The sequence below is a fragment of the Streptomyces geranii genome (assembly GCF_002954775.1).
Lineage (GTDB): Bacteria > Actinomycetota > Actinomycetes > Streptomycetales > Streptomycetaceae > Streptomyces > Streptomyces geranii.
This window is the reverse complement of the sequence record NZ_PJME01000086.1, coordinates 1-21092: the sequence shown is the minus strand read 5'-3', so window position 1 is coordinate 21092 and position 21092 is coordinate 1. Positions and strand designations below refer to the sequence as shown.

Genomic DNA, 21092 nt, shown 5'->3' with positions numbered 1-21092 from the left:
GGCGCGAACACCTCCCCGGCGAACTCCTCCAACCGGCCACGACACGCTGAGAGTTCATCTGCCCTCATCCCTGCAGAGAAGCACCAGCCTGCCGCCGCGACAAGAGACCTAACAAAGCCCTACTAGGCCCTGTCGTCAAATTCCCGCCTGCTCCGCGACGCCCGGCACGCTCCCCCAGAGGGGGGACCCCCACTCGCCGCACCGGGCACAAGCCCACGTACCACCAGTACGAGGGCTTGCACCCGGCACGCCGAGAGCACGCACCGGACGCCGCGGAGCCGCCCTACGGGCGACGACGGGAATTTGACGACAGGACCTAGCGGGCTGCCAGGCCGCGCGCCAGGATCTCCAACTCCGGTGCGCGCAGCACCCGTTCGCCGAACCCCGGCAGGGGTACGTGCAAAGGCTCCGTCCAGCGCGCCGGGATGCCTGCGACGCCGTGCACCGCTCCGGCGAGGGTGCCGGTGACGGCCGCGACGGTGTCCGTGTCGCCGCCGAGGTCGATGGCCGCGCGGACCGCTTCCTCGTAGGAGGACGTGGTCCGCAGGGCCCAGACGGCGGAGCCGAGGCAGGGCCAGACGGCGCCGTTGAACTCGGTGGCCAGGTCGGGATGCCAGTCGGGGGCGAGGACGGTCGCGTACCGGGCCCGGTGGCCGGGGTGGACCTCGGCGAGGGCGTCCGGTACGGCGGCGAGCGGGTCGTCGCCGTCGAGCGCGACCCGCACCAGCTCGTGGCAGAGGGCGGTCCCCTCCCAGGCGGCACGGTCCCCGTGGGTGAGCGCGGCGATACGCCGGCCGGCGTCCATCGTGGCCGACCGGCCCGCGTCGGCGAAGTACACGGCCGAGGTGGCCGCCCGCATCAACGCGCCGTTGCCCGCGCCGCGTTGGCTGGACTGAAAGTGCAGAGCGGCGGCCGTGTCCCAGTCGTCGGGGCCGCACAGCACCGCCTCCGTCTGCAGCCCGATGTCCTTCGGCTCGCTCGTCGCCCACCGCCTGAACCGCCTGAAGACGTCCGGGAGTTCGAGCCCACCGCACTCCAGCAGCGACTCCCCGACCAGCACGGCCATCTGCGTGTCGTCGGTCGCCTCCCCGGGGTCCCAGCCGCCGCCCCCGCACATCTCACCGCCCTGGCCGACGGCGGGAAAACGCGCGGAGAAGGCACCCTCGGGCCCGAACTCGAAGGGCGCCCCCAGCGCGTCACCGACGGCCGAACCGAGGACGGCCCCGACGGCCCGCAGCGCCCGCTGCTCTTCTTCCCGCCGCTCCCGCTCCCGCTGAACACCCTGGTCGTTCACAGCCGCAGGATACGGAGCACACCGCCCCGGCACCTCCACTACCGTCCCCCCATGCCCGACACCTCGCCCACCGCCCGTTTCTACGACCGGCTCGCCGCCGACTACCACCTCCTCTACGCCGACTGGGACGCGAGTGTCGCCCGGCAGGGCGCCGCCCTCGACCGGGTCGTCCGGGAGCGGCTCGGGGCGGTGGCCGACAGCGCCGCGCTGCTCGACTGCGCCTGTGGGATCGGTACGCAGGCCATCGGGCTCGCGATGCGGGGGTACGACGTCGTCGGCACCGACATCAGCGCGGTGGCCGTCCGGCGGGCTCTCGTCGAGGCCGGTGATCGGGGGGTGCGGATTCGGGGTGCCGTCGCCGACATGCGGCAACTGCCCTTCCCGGACGGGCGGTTCGATGTGGTCGTGTGCGCCGACAACGCCCTGCCCCATCTGCTCACCGAGGCGGACGTGCGGGCCGCTCTCGGCGACATGCGGCGCGTGCTGCGGGACGGCGGGCTGCTGATCGTCAGTACACGGCCGTACGACGAGATCCGCGCCGCGCGGCCCACCGCCACCCCGCCGAGCGTGTCGGGGACCGGGGGCGGGCGTGCCGTCGGGTTCCAGCTCTGGGAGTGGCACGCGGACGGGGAGCGGTACGACCTGGAGCACTTCCTGCTGGAGGAGCAGGAGGAGCCGGGGGAGGAGAGGTGGGCCGTGCGGGTGCGGCGGGCCACCTACTGGGCGCTTGGGCAGCGGCAGTTGGCCGGGTTCGTCGCCGACTCCGGGTTCTCCGAGGTGACTTGGGCGGAGCCCGCCGCGACCGGGTTCTTCCAGCCGCTCCTTGTCGCTACCGCCCGGGCGTCGTCGTCCCCGCCTCCGGGTGCAGGCGTACCCAGCCCTCCCACGCCGATCTGATCATGTCCTGGACGTCGTGCTTCGCCTTCCAGCCCAGTTCGGTGGCGATGCGGTCGGCCGAGGCCACCACCCTCGCCGGGTCGCCCGGGCGGCGCGGGGCGATCACCGGGGGCAGGGCGTGACCCGTCGTCTCGTTCACCCGGTCGATCATCTCGCGCACCGAAACACCCTCCCCCCGGCCGACGTTGAGGGTGAGTTCGCGGCCCGGCGTCGCCATCAGCGCCCGGGCGGTCGCCACATGGGCCTCCGCCAGGTCCGTCACGTGGATGTAGTCCCGTACGCACGTGCCGTCCGGGGTCGGGTAGTCGGCGCCGAAGACGCGCGGGGGCTCGTGCGCCGTCAGGCGTTCGAAGATCATCGGGACGATGTTGAAGACGCCCACGTCCGCCAGCTCCGGGGCCGCCGCGCCCGCCACGTTGAAGTAGCGCAGACACGCCGTCGACAGGCCCGTCGCCCGGCCCGTCGCGCGGACCAGCCACTCACCCGCCAGTTTCGTCTCGCCGTACGGGCTCATCGGCGCGCACGGTGTCTCCTCCGTCACCAGGTGCACGTCCGGCATGCCGTACACCGCCGCCGAGGACGAGAAGACGAAGGACGGGACCCGGGCCGCCGTCACCGCGGCCAGCAGGACGCGCAGCCCCTCCACGTTCTCCCGGTAGTAGTGCAGGGGGCGGTCCACCGACTCGCCCACCTGCTTCTTCGCCGCCAGATGGACCACGCCCGTGACCTCGTGGTCCCGCAGCGCGCGCGTCACCCGCTCGCCGTCCAGGGTCGAGCCGACCACCAGGGGCACGCCGTCCGGCACCCGCTCGGCGATCCCGGTGGACAGGTCGTCGTACACCACGGCCCGCTCGCCCGCCCCGGTCATCGCACGGACGACATGCGCCCCGATATAGCCGGCACCGCCGGTGATCAGCCAGGTCATGTGCGGTCGTCCCCTCGTCCGGTCGGGCTTTGTCAGTTAACTCCTGTTAAGGCGCACTCAGTTCCCGCTCGGGGAGCGAAGCGACGGACACGGGCTGTGACACGGGCTGTGAAGGGTGCGGAATCGTGGCCGGACGCGCCGCCCGCCACAACCGTACGAAGGACATGATCGCAGCCGCCAGCAGCAGACCGTTGCGTACGACCATCACCGCGACGCCCGTCCGGCTGCACTGGATGACCTCGCCGTACAGCGCCGGATAGGCGACGCTGCTCACCGCGGCGGCGGCCAGCAGCAGCCACGCCACCGGGCGCTGGGTGGTGCGGTGCGAGGTCAGGCAGACGGCGGCCAGGCCGAGCAGCCAGATCATGTACTGCGGGCTGATCACCCGGCTGGTGATCGTGAACAGGAGCACGGCGGTCAGCGCGGCGTCGAACGGCGTCGCCTCCGTCCAGTGCCTGGCCCGCACCCGCCACAGCAGCAGGAGCCCGAACGCCACGGCCGTCAGGGCCAGGGACAGCGCGGCCACCGACGACACGTACGGACCCACGAACTCCATCGCGCCGTACTGGTAGCGCACGCGCCCCTCCCACCCGGCGTGCGAGGCGAGGGAGAGCGCGGTACCGCCGAACGACTCGATCTGCACGCCCCGCCCCTCCTGCTGCCGCAGGAAGGAGAAGGGGTTGCTGAAGGCCACCGCGAGCAGCGCCAGCGCGGCCGTCGCCGTCACCGTCGCGGACGTCCACGCCGACCGGGTCGTACGGCCCCTCGGCATGCCCAGCAGCACCAGCGCGGGCCAGACCTTCACCAGGGCGCCCAGTGCCGCGAAGGCGCCGCACGCGCGCGGGGAGCGCGCCAACGTCAACAGGGAGATGACGGCGAACGCCGTGACCTGCACGTCGTAGCGTGCGAGCGGCACCTGGATGAGCAGCGGCAGACCCGCCGTCCAGTAGACCGCCCCGCGCAGGGAGCGGCCCGGACGCCGTCCCGCGCGCGTGAGGGCCAGCAGGATCAGGGCGTCGGTGGCGAGCGTGAGCGCCACGAACGCCTCGAAATACGTCAGCGTCGGCAGCAGCGCGGGCGACAGCAGCACCGGCCCGGCGCCCGGCGGGTACTGCCACAGCTTGTCGTCCACGGGGAACGCGCCCTGGGTGAGCACGCCGTACCAGCGGAAATACAACTGCTGCACCTCACGCGCGACACCACCGCCGCCGAGCAGCGGGACGTCGTCGTGGACCAGCAGCCACAGCATCAGGGCGCGGGAGACGGCCCAGCCGACGGCGAGGGTGAGGAGGCGGTGGTTCCTGGGGGTGGGGGGTCTCGTCACGGCGGGATCGTAAGCCGGTCGGATGCCATATTCACGTCAATTCGCCGCCAATCACCGCGAAAGACGATCTAATCCCACAAAATCAGGCCGGTGATCAACAGGCCGATGGACAAGGGGATGAAACGGAACACAGCCGCCCTCCCCATGGCCGTCATGCTGGCGATCGGCTGCTGGGGGCTCGACCGGGGCGGCATGTGGCGTGACGAGGCCGCCACCTTCCAGGTCGCGCGGCGCACGGTCCCGCAGATCTGGCGGCTGCTGCACGAGGTCGACGCCGTGCACGGTCTGTACTACCTGCTCATGCGGCCCGTCCTCGTCGTCCACCCCGGCGAGGTGCTGCTCCGCCTCCCGTCCGTCCTCGCCGCCACCGCGACCGCGGGACTGGTCGCCGCCCTCGGCACCCGCCTGGCCGCCCCGCGCGTCGGCCTCTGGGCCGGCCTGCTGTACGCGGTCACCCCGATGGTCGGCCACTACGCCCAGGAGGGCCGCTCGTACGCCCTGGTCGCGGCCGGCGCCACAGCCGCGACGCTGCTGCTCGTACGGGCGCTCGCGGGCCGCTCCTGGACCGCGTACGGAGCGGTCCTCGCCGTCACCTGCCTCCTCCACGAGTTCGCCGTACTGCTCCTCCTGGCCCACGCCACGACCCTCGCCCTCACCCGCGCCCCCCGCCGGATGTGGACGCGCTGGCTGTGCGCGGCAGCCGCCGTGACCCTCACCGTGCTCCCCCTGGCCCTGCTCTCGCACGCCCAGTCGGCACAGGTGGCCTGGCTGCGGCCCCCCGGCCAGGACAGCGTCGACCACCTCGTACGCCAGTTCGCCGGCCCGACGAACGGGGTGCTCGTCCCCTGCCTGCTCCTCATCGGCGTGGCCCTGTGCCGCCCCTGGCCAACCGGCCCCACCGGTGCCCCACCCCTCCCGGCGGTGGCCCTCCCGCTCCTCCTGGTGCCGCCCACGATCCTCATGACGGTCTCCCAGTGGTCACCGCTCTACGATGCCCGTTACGTGCTGTACGCCCTCGCGGGAGCCCCCCTCCTGATCGCCGCCGGAGCCGACCGAATCGCCCGGGCCGCACCACGCCTGCCCCGGGCGACGGTCACGGTGGCCGGCGCACTGGCGGTGGCCATGGTCTGCGCCCACCAGCTCCCGCTCCTCCGCCAGGACCGCACGATGACCCACAGAGGCGGCGACAACCTGGCCACGGCCTCCGCACTCGCGTCCCGCGAACTCCGCCCCGGCGACCCGGTCCTCTTCCTCCCGTCCCTCGGCCGCCGCTCGGCACTGGCGTACCCGAAGGGCTTCAGGGGGGTACGGGACGTGGCATTGGCGAAGCCTGCGGGGGCCTCCGGCACGCTGTACGGGGTCGAGCTGTCCCCGGAGGCTCTGCGGCGGCGGTTGGCGGGTCTCGACCAGGTATGGCTGGTGGCAGAGCCGTACGCCCTACGCCCGAACTGGCACCCGGAAACCCCGACCGACCGCCTCAAACGGGCGCTGGTGGAGAGGGAGTTCGTGCAGAGGCGCGAGTACAGGGACGCCGGAGTGAACCTACGGCTGTACGAGCGCGCCCTGAAGGGGCGCGGGGAACTGCGCGACCAGCCACAACGAACCCGCGGCCGACCGACAACCCCACCCGCCTAACCCTCAAGCGCCGCCGAGTCCAACGCCGACGTCAACTCGTCCAACCGACTGCGCAGAGCCCGAATCTCCTCCACGTCGAAACTCGTCGCAGCCACGATCCGCCGAGGCACCTGAACCGCCCGCTCCCGCAGCGCGACCCCCTCCTCGGTGACCCGAACCTCCACCGACCGCTCGTCCCGCGCACTGCGCTCGCGCCGCACGAGCCCGGCCGTCTCCAGCCGTTTGAGCAGCGGCGAGAGCGTGCCGGAGTCGAGGCGCAGATGTTCGCCGACCTTCTTCACGGGCAGCGGGCCGTGCTCCCAGAGGACGAGCATCACCAGGTACTGCGGGTAGGTGAGCCCGAGGTCCTTGAGGACCACGCGGTAGACGCCGTTGAAGGCGCGCGACGCCGCGTTCAGGGAGAAGCAGATCTGCTGGTCGAGACGGAGGAAGTCCTCGGCGGAGGCTTCGGCGGAGGTGGCTGACATGACTCCAGAGTACCTCTTTGCCCGTTATTTAGTTGTGCACAATTTAATTGTGTGCTTTAGTTATCTCCAGAAGGAACCCCGTGAGGGGCTCCCCGAGAAACCTTGACGAGAGGGACGGGTCCCATGGACGCCATCTACACCGCAGTCGCCACCGCCACGCACGGCCGCGAGGGCCGCGCCGTCAGCTCCGACGGCAAGGTGGACCTCCCGCTCGGCATCCCGGTGGAGATGGGCGGCAACGGCGCGGGCACCAACCCGGAGCAGCTCTTCGCCGCCGGTTACGCCGCCTGTTTCGGCAGCGCGCTGGGCCTGGTCGGCCGCGCCGCCAAGGTCGACGTCAGCGACGCCGCCGTGACCGCCGAGGTCGGCATCGGCAAGCAGGGCGAGGGCTTCGGCCTCAAGGTCGCGCTCCGCGTCGAGCTGCCCGACACCGTCGACGCGGAGACCGGCCGCAAGCTGGTCGAGCAGGCCCACCAGGTCTGCCCGTACTCCAACGCGACGCGCGGCAACATCGAGGTCGACCTCGTCATCGAGTAGTACGTCGGCATCAACTGGTACGTCGGTCAGGAGCCGTTGGTGACGGCCGCGCCGTCCGGGCTGGGCTGCGGTCGCGGCACGCTCGCCAGCGGCGCGTCGCCGAACGAGGCCGCCGCCGACGGCACCGGGTGCCGCTCGGCGAGCGGAATCACCGACGGCTGCCCGCCGCTCTCGCCCAACACCAGCCGCCGGACCACGCGTTCGGCGGCTCGCCCGTCGTCGTACGGACAGAACCGCTCGCGGAACGCGGTCCGCAACTGCGTGGAGCGCGAGCCGCGCCAGTGGCCGGTCGCGAAGATGTCGATCAGCTCGTCCTCGTTGCGCGAGATCGCCCCCGGCGGGAAGGCGCGCAGGTCGAAGTAGGTGCCGCGGGCCGCCTCGTACGCCTCCCAGTCGTCCGTGTGGATCACGATCGGCCGGTCCAGGTTGGCGTAGTCGAACATCAGCGACGAGTAGTCGGTGACCAGCGCGTCCGAGGCCAGGCAGAGCGACTCGACGCTCGGATGGTCGGTCACGTCGATGAGCCGGCCGCCGGAGGCGTGCGTCAGCGGGGCGTCGTGGACGTGGTGGGCGCGGGCCAACAGGACGTAGCGCGGGCCGAGTTGGCGCAGCACGCGCTCCAGGTCGAGGGTGAGACGCGGGCCGCGCAGATAGTCGCGGTGGGTCGGCGCGTACAGGATCGCCACCGAGCCCTCCGGGATGCCGAGCGACTCGCGCAGCCGGGTCACGTCCGCCGAAGTCGCCTGCTGGAACACGTCGTTGCGGGGCTGCCCGGTCTCCAGCGTGCGGTAGCCGCCGGGGAAGACGCGCTCCTGTACGAGGGTGGAGTGGCGGTTGGCCGACAGGCAGTGGTCCCAGGTGTCGACGTCCGCGAGGAGCGCGGTGAAGTCGGTGTCACGGGCGGCGGCCGGCCGGTCCTGGAGGTCGAGGCCCATCCGCTTCAGCGGGGTCCCGTACTGGGTCTGGATCACCACCTGCCCGGCCCGCTTCGTGAACCGCTCCTCCCAACTCACGTTGCTCACCAGGTACTTGGAGCGGGCCAGCGCCGTCCAGTAGGCGGCGGTACCGGGCCGGACCCGGGCGGTCGCCGTCGGGAGCGTGTGATGGTGCTCGGGCCGGGCCACCCACGCCGTCCGCATGCCCGGCACGAAGGAGCGGAACGCGGCTTCCAGGGCGCCCGGGTTGCAGCCGTACCCGCGCCCGGAGTGACTGGTGAAGACGGCCCGGTCGGCGCGCAGCGGCAGCCGCAGCTGGACCCGGTAGTGCAGCCGCAGCGCGGCCGAACGGACGCTGCGGCCGAGGGACTTGGTGAAGCGGGTGAGCCGACGCCGCAGGGCGGACGCGAGCCGCACCGCCCGGTACGTGCGGTAGCTGCCGGTGCGGACCAGCAGGTGCCGGAGCCGGGAGTGCAGCGGTACGGCCGCGCCCGGGGTGCGGTAAAGGCGGTAGTGGGCACGGGACTTGCGCAGGAACTCGGCACGGGCGCCACGCGGCAGCCGGTCGGTGCGGCCCAGCTCCGACACCAGCTGGTCGACCATCCGGCGGAACAGCACCGGCCGCCAGTGCGTCAGTTCGGGGCGCGCGTCGACGAACGCGAAGACCCGGTCGTACTGCTCGTGCAGGTCGAAGTGGCCGTCGCCGGTGGGGGCTTCGGCGGTCCGGCGCGGCCTGCGGTGGTGGACGCAGACCCGGTCCAGGGTCGCGACCGACTCGGCGGCCAGCAGGGCCGGGACCGCCCAGGGGAGGTCCGCGTAGCCGCCCGGCGGGAAGGTGAGGCCCTCGCGCTCGACGAACTCCCGGCGGTACGCCTTGTTCCAGGCCACCGGCGGCAGCTTGAGCAGCAGCGGGCGGTCGTCGAGCCGGAAGGGTGCCGGACCCTGCTCGGTGAGCTGTCCGACGTACGGGCTGCGGACGGTCTCGCCGGTCCACAGGGCGTGCGCGTGGTCGTAGACGACGACGTCCGCGTCGCCCGCCTCCTTGATCCGGTCGGCGACCGCCCGCAGCGCGTCCGGGGCGAGAGTGTCGTCGCCGTCGAGGAAGACGAGGTAGTCGCCGCTCGCCCGCTCGATCCCCGCGTTGCGCGCCCCGCCCACCCCGGCGTTCTCCGGCAGATGGACGGGACGCACCCGGGCGTCCCGCGCCGCGTACTCGTCGATCAGCGCACCGCAGGAGTCGGGCGAGTGGTCGTCGACGGCGATGACTTCGAGATCCGGATACGACTGACCGAGCACCGAGTCCAGGCACTCCTGCAGATACGCCTGAACCTTGTACGCGGGGACGATGACACTGAACCTGGGCAAGGCACATCCATGGGTCGGCGGGTCTGCGGGGACTGCGCGGGCCTACTGCCCGGGAACGGCCGATGGAGTGACTTGGTTACGCCGATTGCGGCATGTGGGGGACATTGCCGTTTGGAGCCGTTACCTCACAAGTGAGATGCTTATCCGTTTACTTGACCGCGCCCGCCATCACCCCCGACACGAACTGCCGCTGGAACGCGAAGAACACGGCCAGCGGGATCACCATCGAGATGAACGCGCCCGGCGCCAGCACCTCGATGTTGCTGCCGAACTGCCGTACCTGCTGCTGGAGCGCGACCGTCAGCGGCTGCGACTGGGAGTCGGAGAACACCAGCGCGACCAGCATGTCGTTCCACACCCACAGGAACTGGAAGATCCCCAGGGACGCGATGGCGGGCCCGGCGAGCGGCAGGACGACGGTCGCGAACAGCCTGATCTCGCCCGCGCCGTCCAGCCGGGCCGCCTCCAGCAGTTCGCGCGGGATCTCCGCGAAGAAGTTCCGCAGCAGGAAGATCGCGAACGGCAGCCCGAACCCCACATGGAACAGCACCACCCCGATGATGTCGCCGAAGATCCCGATCTTCCCGAAGAGATCGGAGAGCGGGATCAGCGCCACCTGCACGGGGACGACGAGCAGCGCGACGACGACCAGGAACCACCAGTCGCGCCCCTTGAAGTCCAGCCAGGCGAAGGCGTATCCGGCCATCGCGCCGATCACGACGACCAGGAGCGTCGCCGGGACCGTGATCCAGATGGTGTTCAGGAGGGAGCTGGTGATCGCGTCGTTCTCCAGCAGCGTCTCGTAGCTCTTGGCGGTCAGCTGCCCGGGCGCCGTGAACACCTTCCACCACCCGGAGGAGGCGATGGCGGTCGGGTCGCGGAACGACGACACGAGCAGCCCGAGCGTCGGTACCGTCCAGAAGAGCGCGACCAGGATCAGGAACAGCCGCATCACACCACCGGCGGTGCCACTGGCCACGCGGGCGGCGAAGGAGCGCCTGGCACGCACGGGTGCGTCGAGGGCGGGGTCGAGAGCCGTCACCGCTGACGCTCCTTCCTGAGTCGGCGGAGATTGACGAACATCACCGGCAGGACGAGCAGCAGCAGGATGACGCCGATCGCGCTGCCGACGCCGTAGTTGCCGCCACCGCCGAACGACGACAGGAACAACTGGAGGGCCAGGACATTGGCGTCGTCCTGGCTGGGCTGCGGCGCGATGATGTAGACGAGGTCGAACACCTTCATCACATTGATCATCAGCGTGACGAGGACGACGACCAGGACGGGCGCGAGCAGCGGCACGGTGACCCGACGGAACACCTGCCACTCGTTGGCGCCGTCGACCCGCGCCGCCTCCAGCAGATTCCGGTCCACGCCCGCGAGCCCCGCCGCGATGAGCACCATCGCGAACCCGGCCCACATCCACACGTAGCTGCCGATGATGGCGGGGGTGACGAGGGTCGGCCCGAGCCAGTCGATCCCGTTGTAGGCGGCGGCGAAGTTCGAACCGGGCAGCCGCAGTTGGGCGCCGGAGGCGTCGGCGGGAAGAGCGAAGGTCCCGTCGGCGCCGCTGGTCGCGGACGCGACGACCTTCCCGTCCTTCACGGCCTCGACCTTGACCCCCTTCAGCGCCTTCTCACCGGGGTCGACCTGCCCCTTCGTACCGCCACCGCCGAGCTTGAAGTCCAGCCATACGGTCCCGCTGATCCCGGAGCCTCCAGCGGGCGCCTTCGCGTCCTCGGGCGTGCCGGGGAGCTTGTTGGGCGCGATGCCTACGAGGGGGACGAGGGCCGGCGTCCCCGGGCTGACCGTCCCGGTGGACGTGAACGAGCCCCCGCCGGACGCCTTCAGATCGCTGACCTGGGCGTTCGGGCGGGCCTTCGGATAGACCGAGGAGTCGACGAAGGCGTCGTGGACGGACGTCACGATCGCGTTGGCGACGCCCTGGTTCGGGTCCGCCTCGTAGACGAGGCGGAAGATGATGCCCGCCGCGAGCATCGAGATCGCCATCGGCATGAAGACGATCAGCTTGAACGCCGTACCCCAGCGCACCCGTTCGGTCAGCACCGCGAAGATCAGCCCGAGCGCGGTGACGAGTGCGGGGGCGACGGCCACCCAGATCGCCGTGTTGCGTACGGCGGTCAGCGTGGCGTCGTCGGTGAAGATGTCGCCGTAGTTCTCCAGACCGACGAAGCCGGAGCCGTCGGCGTCGTAGAGGCTGCGCCAGACCGAGTAGCCGATGGGGTAGACGACGAGGGAGCCGAGCAGGATCAGGGCGGGCAGGAGGAAGAGGCCGGCGATCCACCAGCGGGTGCCGGTGACGCTCTTGTGGTGGGCGGAGGAGGGCGTTGTTGAGGAGGAGGTTGTTGCTGTCTGCGACTCCATGCCGGGGCCGTCAGCCGTTCTTGTACGCCTTGGCGGCGTCGGCCTCTAGTTTCCGCTGGGCGCCCGCGATGTCCGTCGGGTTCTTGAGGAAGTCCTGGAGGTCCTTCCACTCGCCTACGCCCTGGGTGCCGCCGAAGGCCGCCGGGGCCTGGTCGGACATGTCGAAGCGGAAGTCGTCGCCGGCCGCGATGAGGGCCTTGGCGATGTCCCGGGTGACGTCGTCCTTGTAACTGGCCTGGTCCATGGCCTTGCTGGGGGAGAGGAAGCCGCCCTGGGCCGCCCAGATCTCGGCCGCGTCGGTCGAACCGAGGAAGGTGAGCAGCGCCTGGGCGCCCGCGCCGTCCTTGAGGGCCACCGCGACATCGCCGCCGCTGACGACGGGCGCCTGGTCGCCGACCGCCGGGAACGGGAACACCTTGGCGTCCGTGCCGATCTTCGCCTTGGTGTCCGCGTTGATGCTGACGGCCACGAAGTCGCCCTCGAAGACCATCGCCGCCGGGGTGTCACCGGAGAAGGTCTGGGTGACCGACTTCGGGAACTCGGTCGCCAGCGCGCCGGAACGGCCGCCCGCGATGAGGTCGTCCTTGCCCCACAGTTCGGCGAGGGTGGTGAGGGCGTCCTTGACGGACGGGTCGGTCCACTTGATCTCGTGCTGGGCGAGCTGGTCGTACTTCTCCGGGCCCGCCTGCGACAGATAGACGTTCTCGAACCAGTCGGTGAGGGTCCAGCCGTCGGCGCCGCCGATGGAGACGGCGGGGGAGCCGGCGTCCGAGAGGGTCTGGGCGGTGGAGATGAAGTCCTTCCAGGTGGCGGGGGTCTCGGTGATCCCGGCCGCCTCGAACGCGGCGGTGTTGTACCAGATCAGGGACTTGTTGGCGGCCTTGACGTAGATGCCGTACTGCTTGCCCTCGAAGGCGCCGAGGTCCTTCCAGCCGGCGGAGAAGTTCTTGTCGAGTTGCGCCTGGGCATCGGCGCCGAGCGGCTTGATCCAGCCCTTCTCGGCGAACTGGTGCAGTACGCCGACCTGCGGCAGGAACGCGACGTCCGGGGGCTTGCCGCCCTCGATCTTCGTCCCGAGGAACGTGGAGGTGTTGTTGCCGGTCGGCACGAAGTTGACCTTCGCACCGGTGCGCTTCTCGAACTCCGCGAGCACCTTGGTGAAGTTGTCCTGCTCGGGCCCGGTCCAGACGGCGGCGACCTCCAGGGTCTGCCCGTCGAGCTTGGGGAGTTGGACGGAGGAGGAGGTGTCACCGCCGGTGCCGGTACTGGTGTCCGCGGTGTCCGGACTTTCGTCGCCGGAGCCGCAGGAGGTGAGGGCGAGGGTGAGGGCGGTGGCGGAGAGGGCGGCGGTGAGGGTGCGTGTACGTAGCGTGCGTGTGCGTGGCGTGCTGCGCATGTCTGCCCCGTTCGTCGTTCGTCGTTGAACGTGCTCGGCGCTGTCCCGTGGGCTCTGGTCTACGCCGGGTCGTTGGGGTCGGCAAGTACGCCTGCGGTGTCAACTGGACGATCGTGACGGTGTCGTGTCCTTTTTTCCCTCGCCCCCGCCGCCCCTACCCGTCCCATCCTTCAGGGGCTCCGCCCCCGAACCCCCGTATCGCGCTGAACGCGCTCGTCCTCAAACGCCGGACGGGCTGAATACCCAGCCCGTCCGGCGTTTGAGGACAAAGCTGGGGGTCCGGGGGCGGCAGCCCCCGGGGATGGGACGGGTAGGGGCGGCGGGGGCGAGGAAAAGTCGGCCCCGGCTCAGAGCAGTGACGGTACCTCCACCGCCGACACCGACCGTGCCGCCCGTTCCAACGCGCTCGCCAGCAGCGCCAAGTCCGTCGGCCCGTTGCCCAGTTCGCGGACCGGGCGGCGGGTCGGAGGGTCGCCCATGCGCTGCCAGTCCAGTGTCGCCACCGTCGGCCGCAGCGTCGCCGTGCGCGGGATACGGCCCGTCACCCGGCCGCCCTGGAAGGGGATCCCCCTGCCGTCCGCACCGCTCAACCTCCCCCGGCCCGCCGCAGGTTCGTCCGGCCCCGGCGCCGGCGCGTCCAGCACGACCCGCAGCGCCGCCCCCCGAGCCAGCTCCGTCTCCGCAGTCCGCCCCCCGACCCCCGCCGCGGCCACCAGATGCACCCCGAGCCGCTCCCCCTCCCGGGCCACCGCCTCCAACGCCCGCACCACCGACCCCGCCGACGGCCGCCCGGGCGACCCCAACGGCGGCGACACCAAGGCGTCCAGATCGTCCACGACCACCACCAGCCGCGCCAGCGGCGGTGTCTCCGTACGCCGCCGACTCGCCGCCGGCCGCAGCCGCAACGTCGAACTGGGCGGCGTGTCGAGATCCCCCGCGCCCTCCTCGACCCCGGCCCCAGCCCCCGCTCCCGCTCCCACCGAACCGTGCGTCCCCGCCCCCGACTTCGAGCGCTGCGGGCCGATCCGGCCCGACAACTCGCGCCCGTTGTGCCACTCCGCGAAACCCACCCGCCCGAGCAACTCCGCCCGCCGCTTCAGCTCCGCGCTGAGCGACTGGGCGAACTCCCGCATGCGGACAGGGTCGTTGGCCGTGAGGTGGGTGGTGACATGCGGCAGGTCGGTGCAGACCCGCAGGCCCTCGCCGTGCGGCGCGCTTCCGCCGGTGCCGTCCCGGCCGTCCATCAGGACGATGCCCAGCCGGTCGGGGCGCTCGGCGGCGGCCAGTGACGCGACGACCGCCCGCAGCAGTTCCGTACGGCCGCTGCCGGGCGGGCCCTCGATCAGCAGATGCGGCCCCTCGGCCGCGAGGTCCACGCCCACCGGGCCGCGCGGACCGGCGCCGAGCACGGCCCAGGCCCGGCCGCCGAGCGTCTCGGTGTCGTCGGCGGCGTCCGCCCAACGGGCCATCAGGGACGCCGGGGTGGCCCGGGCCAGCCCCAACTCGTCGAGCAGCCGCGCCGCTTGCGGCAGGGGCGCGGAGACCCGCTGCTGGCGTCCTCCGGCGGCACCGTCGGTCCGCAGCGGGGCCAGCGCCCGCGCGAACCGCTCGGCCCAGGCCAGGGACACCGCGTCCACGGCGGCCACGGAGCCCTGTCCGACCAGCCCGGCGCGACCGCCGAGGTCGGCCTCGGCGGGGTCCGGCCGCCCGGACGCGGTCACGCCCGCCCGGGCCACCCGCATCACATGCAGTGCCGTGGCCACGTCACCGCCCAGCAGCGCCACCGCCCCGCACTCACGGAACGGCGGCGAGACCGCGCACGCCGCCTCGTACGTCTCCGTCACCGGGGACGCGGGTGACGCCGCCTCCGTCTCCGCGAGGCACACCACATGGATCCCGGCCCGCGGGCCCTCGTGCGCGAGCCGCGCGACGGCCTCCCGGACGGCCGCCCCGCCCGGATCGCCGTCCACGACGACCACGGTGTACGGACCCGCGAAACCGCCCGGCCCCGACGCCCCTGCGGAGTCGTCCCGGGCCCAGGAGGGGCGCCGGGCCGGTTCCCCGGCACCGTGGGCGAGGGGCTTCGCACTCCCAGTCCCGGTCCCAGCCCCAGTCGTCTCCGCGTCGTGGTCCTCCAGGCGGCGCAGGAGTTCGTCCGCGCGGGCCGTGGCCTGTTCGCGGTCGTAGGCGAGGAGGAGCCGGCAGTCCTGGCCGTGCCCGGGGCGCAGATGCGGGAGCCAGCCGAGCCAGGACCACTCCGCGGTGCGCTCCTCCGGCGTACGCGAGCGGTCCGTGCTGATCAGGACGATCTCCAGCGCCTCCGGGGAGTGCAGCGCGGCCAGTTGGGCCACCACCGCGCGGGCCAGTCCCGCGAGCCGCGCGCGCGGGCCCGCCAGTCCGAGCGCCCCGACCTCGCGCAACCCGGCCGTCACGGGGACGGCGGGCAGCAGTCCCGAGCCGTCGGGGGCCGCGCGGTCCGCCGTACCCAGCCGGACCGTGAGCGCCTCCGGGTGGCCCGGGCCGCGCTCCCAGAGGCGGGGGCCGGGGCCCAGGGCCGTCAGCAGCAGGGTTGCCGGGTCGGGCCAGCTCTCCGGCGCCTGCGGGAGGGCGTCAGGGAACTCCGGGGCCGCATGGTCGGCCGGCGGCTCCTCGTCCTCGTACACCTCGTCCTCGGCCTGTTCCTGCTCCGGGCGTCCGCCGGTCAGCCGTCGGGCCCACTTGGAGAGCCCGCCGCGCCTGCGCACACCGGGCGGGACGTCGGTACCCCGCAGGGGCGTCCCCTTGCGTCCGCCGCCCCCGGCGTCACCGGGGACCGCTGTGTCCTCGCCGGTCTCGTCGGCCCCGTCGCCCTCGAAGCGTGAGCGGGCGTGCGGCACCGACGCGGCCCCCGCCGCCCGCTCGGGACCGGGCCGCTCCGGTACGGCGAAACCGGCGCCGTGGGTGTCACCGGAACCGCTGGAGAACCTGCCCGCGCCCGCCGCACCCGCCGTGCCCTTGGTGCCCCGGCTCTCGATCCGCGGTGCCCGGCCCTGCCCGGGGACCAGCGGCTGCGCCGCCTCCGGTGCCGGGCCGCGCGCGCCGCGCGACTCGGGTGCGCTCCCGGCGGCTCCCCAGCTCGCCGAGCCGTACGCGTGATGGGTCTCCCCGGAGGGCGGCTTCGGGGCGCCGCCGGGCTGCACGCGCGTGTGCTGCGCCTGGGCCGGAAGGGACGCCCCTGTGGTGGGTGCCGTGCGGGCGGTGCGGCGGTCGTGGGTGTCGGCCTCGGTGTCCTTGTCCTTCGCCTCGCCCGCACCGGACGTAAGGCCCTCGGCGACGCTCACGCGCACGTGCCCCTCGCCGTCCGGGGTCGTGCCCACGCGCGTGCCCGCGTCGCCGGGAGGGGTCAGCCGCAGGGCCGACTCGCCGATCCGCAGCAGCGCGCCCGGCGCGAGCCGGACCGGGCGGGTGCCCAGGCGGGCGCCCGACAGCGTCGTGCCGTTCGTCGAGCCCAGGTCCGCGACCGCTATGCGGCCGTCCGCCGCGACCGTGACCGCGCAGTGCAGCCGGGAGACGTCCGGGTCGTCCAGCGGGACGTCCGCGTCGGCGGAGCGGCCGATGGTGATCCGGCCGCCGTGCAGCAGATGGACACCGCCCGCGTCAGGGCCCGCCACCACATGCAGCTGGGCCGCCGCCTCGTCCGCCTCGGGGTGCGGCTCCGGCTCGGCCGGGGTGCCGAGGGCCAGCACGGCGCCGTCGACCAGCGGGGGCTCGCCCAGGGTGCAGCGCTGGGTGTCGAGGCGCTGGTCGCCCACATACAGCACCACCGGGCCGCCGCTCTCGCGCTCCCGGCCTCGCTCGGGCATCGACGCCCCGTCACCCGCGACCGCGGAGGCCAGGGCCGAGGCGACCGCGGCGAGCGCCGTGCCGGCGGGCGCGGTGACCACTACGTCGCAGCTCGCGGCACGCGCCCACGGCTCCGAGGGCGGCCCCAGCGGGTCTACGACGGTCAGCCGGATCTGCATCGCCGTCAGCGGTCCCTTCTGCACGGGCACCTGTGAAGGAGGGCGAAGCCACGCCACGGGTCCCACCACCGCGGACTTCCCCCACCGCACACGAGCACGTCGGCCAGTACTGGAGGCATCCTCGCACCTGCCACTGACAACGCGCCCGCCCCCCACCCATAAGTGATCTTGAATGGTCGCCTCTGCCCGCAAAAGTGCCTGACCAGTGACCGGCGCTTGTCCGTTTGGGATCGGTTTGGTTATCGCTTTGAGATCGGTCACGTTCGGGATTCGGCAACCGGGACGACCGTTCGGGACGTCTTCCCGAACGTCCCGTCCAAACGATTCTCCCGGGAGCGCGGCACTACAGTGGGTCGGAACACTTGCGTACGTAAGGGAGCCAAGACGTGCGGCCGGTAGGGAGCAAGTACCTCCTTGAGGAGCCGCTGGGACGCGGCGCCACAGGCACCGTCTGGCGTGCCCGCCAGCGGGAGACCGCGGGGGCCGAGGCGGCCGTGCCAGGCCAGCCCGGCGAGACCGTGGCGATCAAGGTCCTCAAGGAGGAGCTCGCCAACGACGCGGACATCGTGATGCGCTTCCTGCGCGAGCGGTCCGTGCTGCTGCGGCTGACCCACCCGAACATCGTCCGGGTGCGCGACCTGGTCGTCGAGGGCGATCTGCTGGCCCTGGTCATGGACCTCATCGACGGCCCCGACCTGCACCGCTACCTGCGCGAGAACGGCCCCTTCACGCCCGTCGCCGCCGCCCTCCTCACCGCCCAGATCGCCGACGCGCTCGCCGTCAGCCACGCCGACGGCGTCGTGCACCGCGACCTGAAGCCCGCCAACGTCCTGCTCATGCAGGACAACGGCCGGATGCACCCGATGCTCACCGACTTCGGCATCGCCCGCCTCGCCGACTCCCCGGGCCTCACCCGCACCCACGAGTTCGTCGGCACGCCCGCGTACGTCGCCCCGGAGTCCGCCGAGGGCCGCCCGCAGACCTCCGCCGTCGACATCTACGGCGCCGGAATCCTGATGTACGAGCTGGTCACCGGCCGCCCGCCGTTCGGCGGCGGGTCCGCCCTCGAAGTGCTGCACCAGCACCTCACCGCGGAGCCGCGCCGCCCCTCGACCGTGCCCGAGCCCCTGTGGACGGTCATCGAGCGCTGCCTGCGCAAGAACCCGGACGAAAGGCCCAGCGCCGAGAACCTCGCGCGCGGGCTCCGCGTCGTCGCCGAGGGCATCGGCGTGCACGCCAACTCGATGCAGATCGCGGCGGCCGAAGGAGTCGTCCACCTGCTCGCCCCCGATCCGGCGCCGACCGCGGTCCCCGGCTCCGGCGACCCGACCCAGGTGCTGCCGTACGGCGCGGGCGCGGGCATGCAGGGACAGGGGCAGGGGGCGTACGACCCGAACGCGGCCACCAGCGTCCTGCCGCACACCGGCGTGCCCGGCGCCGTGGGCGCGGGTTCCGCAGGCGCCGCGGACCCCACGGCCGTACTTCCGCCGGTCCCGCAGGGCCGGCCGGGCGGACCCGGTGGCCCCGGCGGCCCCGAGGAGCCGCACCCCTGGCAGAACCAGCTGCGCGCCGCCCGCGACCGCAACGAGCAGACGCAGGTCCAGTACCTGGACCCCGGCGAGGACCCGCTGCGCCGCCGCCCCCAGCGGCAGCCCGGCCGGCCGCCGCAGCAACAGCCCCAGCAGCCGCCGTACCAGCAGCAGCGAGGCCAGCAGCAGCCCCCGCCCGGATACGGCTATCCGCAGGGCCCCGGACAGCAGGCCCCCGCGCAGCCGCCCCAGCACCAGCAGTACGCGCCCCCGCAGCAGCAGCCGCAACAGCGGTACGCGCCGCCCGCCCCCGCGCCGCAGCGGCAGCCCCAGCGCCCCCAGCAGCCCGAGGCCCGGCCACCGCGCGAGCCCAGGGAGCCGAGGGAACCCCGGCAGCGCAGCGCCAACCCGATGAAGATCCCCGGGCTCGGCTGCCTCAAGGGGTGCCTGTTCACGATCATCATCCTGTTCGTCGCCGCGTGGCTGATCTGGGAACTGAGCCCGCTGCAGGGGTGGATCGGCTCGACGAAGGGGTTCTTCGAGCAGATCGGCGACTGGATCGACACGGTCAGCGGCTGGGTCGGGGACCTGGGCGGGGGCTCGGGGGGCTCGGGAAACCCGCCTGGGCAGTAGCCCCGTAACTCCGTAACTCCGTAGCTGCGTAGCTGCGTAACCCCGAAGTCCTGTCGGCGACCCGGCGGTTGGCCGCTCGGGTGCTTGGTCGGTCCGTCGTCCGGTCGGGCCGGCGCGGTTCGGGCAATCGGCAGCCAGTCGGGGCATTTGTGGAGCAGCCGGGCTGTGCCGTGCCGGTGAATCCGGTGCGACTCTGGGGATTTGTCGACACCTGGCGGGTGATTTCCGTCCCAGCGGTGAAGGTTACGGCTCCGGGCGCGTAGTTTTGTCGGCTGAGCGAGGCTTTGGCGGCCGGGGGTCCGGGGCTGGTCCCGTGGATCGGCGCAGCGTCGGCAACACGCGTCTGTAGGAGCAGTCTTGGCACGGAAGATCGGCAGCCGGTACACCGCCAACCAGATCCTGGGGCGGGGCAGCGCCGGCACGGTGTGGCTGGGCGAGGGACCCGAGGGGCCCGTCGCCGTCAAGCTGTTGCGCGAGGACCTGGCGTCGGACCAGGAGCTCGTCGGACGCTTCGTGCAGGAACGGACCGCGTTGCTCGGTCTCGAACACCCGCACATCGTGTCCGTACGGGACCTGGTGGTCGACGGCAACGACCTCGCGCTCGTCATGGACCTGGTGCGGGGTACGGACCTCCGCACCAGGCTCGACCGGGAGCGCAGGCTCGCCCCCGAGGCGGCGGTCGCGATAGTCGCCGACATCGCGGACGCGCTGGCCGCCGCGCACGCCGCCGGGGTCGTGCACCGCGACGTGAAGCCGGAGAACGTCCTCCTGGACATGCAGGGCCCCCTGGGCCCCGGCGGCTCCCACCCCGCCCTCCTGACGGACTTCGGCGTCGCGAAACTCATCGACTCACCGCGGCGGACCCGGGCCACGAAGATCATCGGTACGCCGGACTACCTGGCACCCGAGATCGTGGAGGGGCTGCCCCCGCGCGCGGCGGTCGACATCTACGCGCTGGCGACCGTCCTGTACGAGCTGCTGGCCGGCTTCACGCCCTTCGGCGGCGGCCACCCGGGCGCGGTGCTGCGCCGCCACGTCACGGAGACGGTGGTCCCGCTCCCCGGGATCCCCGAGGAGCTGTGGCAGCTGCTCGTGCAGTGCCTGGCGAAGGCGCCGGCGTCGCGGTTGCGGGCGTCGGAGCTGGGGGTGCGGTTGCGGGAGCAGCTGCCGTTGCTGGTGGGGATGCCGCCGCTGGACGTGGACGAGCCCGACTCGGAGTCGCCGGAGGCGGCGGAGCCGGGGGTGCGGGGTGAGGGGTACGAGGAGGTGGCCGTGCCTGTGGGGGAGCGGGTGCGGAGGGGGGCGGTGCCGCTGGTGCGCGGGGCGAAGCCGGACTCCAACCGGGACACGCACACGTCGATGCGGGTGCCCGGCCCCGACGAACTGGCGGGCGGCGCCCTGGGCACGGCCCGCGTCCCGCGCCCGGCGGGCGCCCCGAGGCCGGGCTCGGCCCGCCACCGGGCGGCGTCGGCGCGTCGGCGGAGGCTGACGTTGGGGGTGGCCGGGGTGGTTCTGGTGGCCGCGGTGGGGGTCGGGACGTGGGCGGCGACGTCGGGGGAGGACGCGGGAGCGACCACCCCGGACACCCAGAACTCGACACCGGCGTCCCCGTAGGCGTTTCCTCGCCCCCGCCGCCCCTACCCGTCCCATCCTTCGGGGGCTCCGCCCCCGAACCCCCGTATCGCGCTGAACGCGCTCGTCCTCAAACGCCGGACGGGCTGGGGGTGCCGGCCGGCGCTTGGTTTTTCAGCCCGTCCGGCGTTTGAGGA

Annotated in this window: 14 protein-coding genes; 5 read left to right on the top strand and 9 right to left on the bottom strand. The window is 72.8% G+C overall.

Annotated elements, in window-relative coordinates; translation table 11 throughout:
• Window positions 1-316 precede the first annotated feature (316 nt).
• Window positions 317-1294: an ADP-ribosylglycohydrolase family protein gene (locus CW359_RS43800; RefSeq protein ID WP_408647594.1), complete on the bottom strand. Its 978-nt coding sequence runs from the start codon at window positions 1292-1294 to the stop codon at window positions 317-319.
• 51 nt (window positions 1295-1345) lie between these two features.
• Here CW359_RS43800 and CW359_RS43795 point away from each other — a divergent pair, with 51 nt between their 5' ends.
• Complete coding sequence (locus CW359_RS43795; RefSeq protein WP_105975850.1) at window positions 1346-2191, top strand: class I SAM-dependent methyltransferase; 846 nt, start codon at window positions 1346-1348, stop codon at window positions 2189-2191.
• Here CW359_RS43795 and galE read toward each other — a convergent pair.
• Window positions 2124-3116: a UDP-glucose 4-epimerase GalE gene (gene galE / locus CW359_RS43790; RefSeq protein ID WP_105975849.1), complete on the bottom strand. Its 993-nt coding sequence runs from the start codon at window positions 3114-3116 to the stop codon at window positions 2124-2126. The genes CW359_RS43795 and galE overlap by 68 nt on opposite strands.
• 46 nt (window positions 3117-3162) lie before the next feature.
• The gene (locus CW359_RS43785; RefSeq protein ID WP_408647593.1) at window positions 3163-4440 is read right to left on the bottom strand and encodes a glycosyltransferase 87 family protein; all 1278 of its coding nucleotides are present in this window, start codon (window positions 4438-4440) and stop codon (window positions 3163-3165) included.
• A gap of 117 nt (window positions 4441-4557) precedes the next feature.
• On the opposite strand from CW359_RS43785, the gene CW359_RS43780 reads away from it, so the two are divergent.
• A complete protein-coding gene (locus tag CW359_RS43780) occupies window positions 4558-6075 on the top strand; it encodes a glycosyltransferase family 39 protein (protein ID WP_232838860.1) in 1518 nt (505 codons plus the stop codon).
• Here the strand turns inward: CW359_RS43780 and CW359_RS43775 are convergent.
• Window positions 6072-6542, bottom strand: a complete 471-nt coding sequence (locus CW359_RS43775; protein WP_105975847.1) for a MarR family winged helix-turn-helix transcriptional regulator — start codon at window positions 6540-6542, stop codon at window positions 6072-6074. The two genes, CW359_RS43780 and CW359_RS43775, sit on opposite strands and share 4 nt — an antisense overlap.
• A gap of 123 nt (window positions 6543-6665) precedes the next feature.
• Here CW359_RS43775 and CW359_RS43770 point away from each other — a divergent pair, with 123 nt between their 5' ends.
• A complete protein-coding gene (locus CW359_RS43770) occupies window positions 6666-7079 on the top strand; it encodes an organic hydroperoxide resistance protein (RefSeq protein ID WP_105975846.1) in 414 nt (137 codons plus the stop codon).
• Between the two features lie 26 nt (window positions 7080-7105).
• Here the strand turns inward: CW359_RS43770 and CW359_RS43765 are convergent, their stop codons facing one another.
• From CW359_RS43765 to CW359_RS43745, 5 genes are all read right to left on the bottom strand, one after another.
• Window positions 7106-9379 carry a bifunctional glycosyltransferase/CDP-glycerol:glycerophosphate glycerophosphotransferase gene (locus CW359_RS43765; protein ID WP_105975845.1) on the bottom strand — a complete coding sequence of 758 codons (2274 nt, stop codon included), beginning with the start codon at window positions 9377-9379 and terminating at the stop codon, window positions 7106-7108.
• 148 nt (window positions 9380-9527) lie between these two features.
• Window positions 9528-10331, bottom strand: coding sequence for a carbohydrate ABC transporter permease (locus CW359_RS43760; RefSeq protein WP_332875059.1), 804 nt, complete (start codon window positions 10329-10331; stop codon window positions 9528-9530).
• 86 nt (window positions 10332-10417) lie between these two features.
• Window positions 10418-11764, bottom strand: a complete 1347-nt coding sequence (locus CW359_RS43755) for a carbohydrate ABC transporter permease (protein WP_105975843.1) — start codon at window positions 11762-11764, stop codon at window positions 10418-10420.
• Window positions 11765-11774: 10 nt separating this feature from the next.
• Entirely contained in the window at window positions 11775-13160 is a 1386-nt protein-coding gene (locus CW359_RS43750) for an ABC transporter substrate-binding protein (protein ID WP_105975842.1), read from the bottom strand.
• A 347-nt stretch (window positions 13161-13507) separates the two neighbouring features.
• Window positions 13508-17161 (bottom strand): FHA domain-containing protein, encoded by a 3654-nt coding sequence (locus tag CW359_RS43745; protein WP_105975851.1) that lies wholly within the window; start codon window positions 17159-17161, stop codon window positions 13508-13510.
• Window positions 17162-17547: 386 nt separating this feature from the next.
• Here CW359_RS43745 and CW359_RS43740 point away from each other — a divergent pair, with 386 nt between their 5' ends.
• Both CW359_RS43740 and CW359_RS43735 read left to right on the top strand, forming a co-directional pair.
• Complete coding sequence (locus CW359_RS43740) at window positions 17548-19323, top strand: serine/threonine-protein kinase (protein ID WP_105975841.1); 1776 nt, start codon at window positions 17548-17550, stop codon at window positions 19321-19323.
• 357 nt (window positions 19324-19680) lie between these two features.
• On the top strand, window positions 19681-20937 hold the full coding sequence (locus tag CW359_RS43735) for a serine/threonine-protein kinase (RefSeq protein ID WP_105975840.1): 1257 nt from the start codon (window positions 19681-19683) through the stop codon (window positions 20935-20937).
• Window positions 20938-21092 lie beyond the last annotated feature (155 nt).

What these genes read in the sequence shown, in the direction of transcription:
- CW359_RS43760 (WP_332875059.1), bottom strand. Translation starts at nt 10,331, where the DNA reads ATGCGGCTGTTCCTGATCCTGGTCGCGCTCTTCTGGACGGTACCGACG.
- CW359_RS43770 (WP_105975846.1), top strand. Translation starts at nt 6,666, where the DNA reads ATGGACGCCATCTACACCGCAGTCGCCACCGCCACGCACGGCCGCGAG.
- galE (WP_105975849.1), bottom strand. Translation starts at nt 3,116, where the DNA reads ATGACCTGGCTGATCACCGGCGGTGCCGGCTATATCGGGGCGCATGTC.
- CW359_RS43795 (WP_105975850.1), top strand. Translation starts at nt 1,346, where the DNA reads ATGCCCGACACCTCGCCCACCGCCCGTTTCTACGACCGGCTCGCCGCC.
- CW359_RS43745 (WP_105975851.1), bottom strand. Translation starts at nt 17,161, where the DNA reads ATGCAGATCCGGCTGACCGTCGTAGACCCGCTGGGGCCGCCCTCGGAG.
- CW359_RS43775 (WP_105975847.1), bottom strand. Translation starts at nt 6,542, where the DNA reads ATGTCAGCCACCTCCGCCGAAGCCTCCGCCGAGGACTTCCTCCGTCTC.
- CW359_RS43750 (WP_105975842.1), bottom strand. Translation starts at nt 13,160, where the DNA reads ATGCGCAGCACGCCACGCACACGCACGCTACGTACACGCACCCTCACC.
- CW359_RS43755 (WP_105975843.1), bottom strand. Translation starts at nt 11,764, where the DNA reads ATGGAGTCGCAGACAGCAACAACCTCCTCCTCAACAACGCCCTCCTCC.
- CW359_RS43780 (WP_232838860.1), top strand. Translation starts at nt 4,558, where the DNA reads ATGAAACGGAACACAGCCGCCCTCCCCATGGCCGTCATGCTGGCGATC.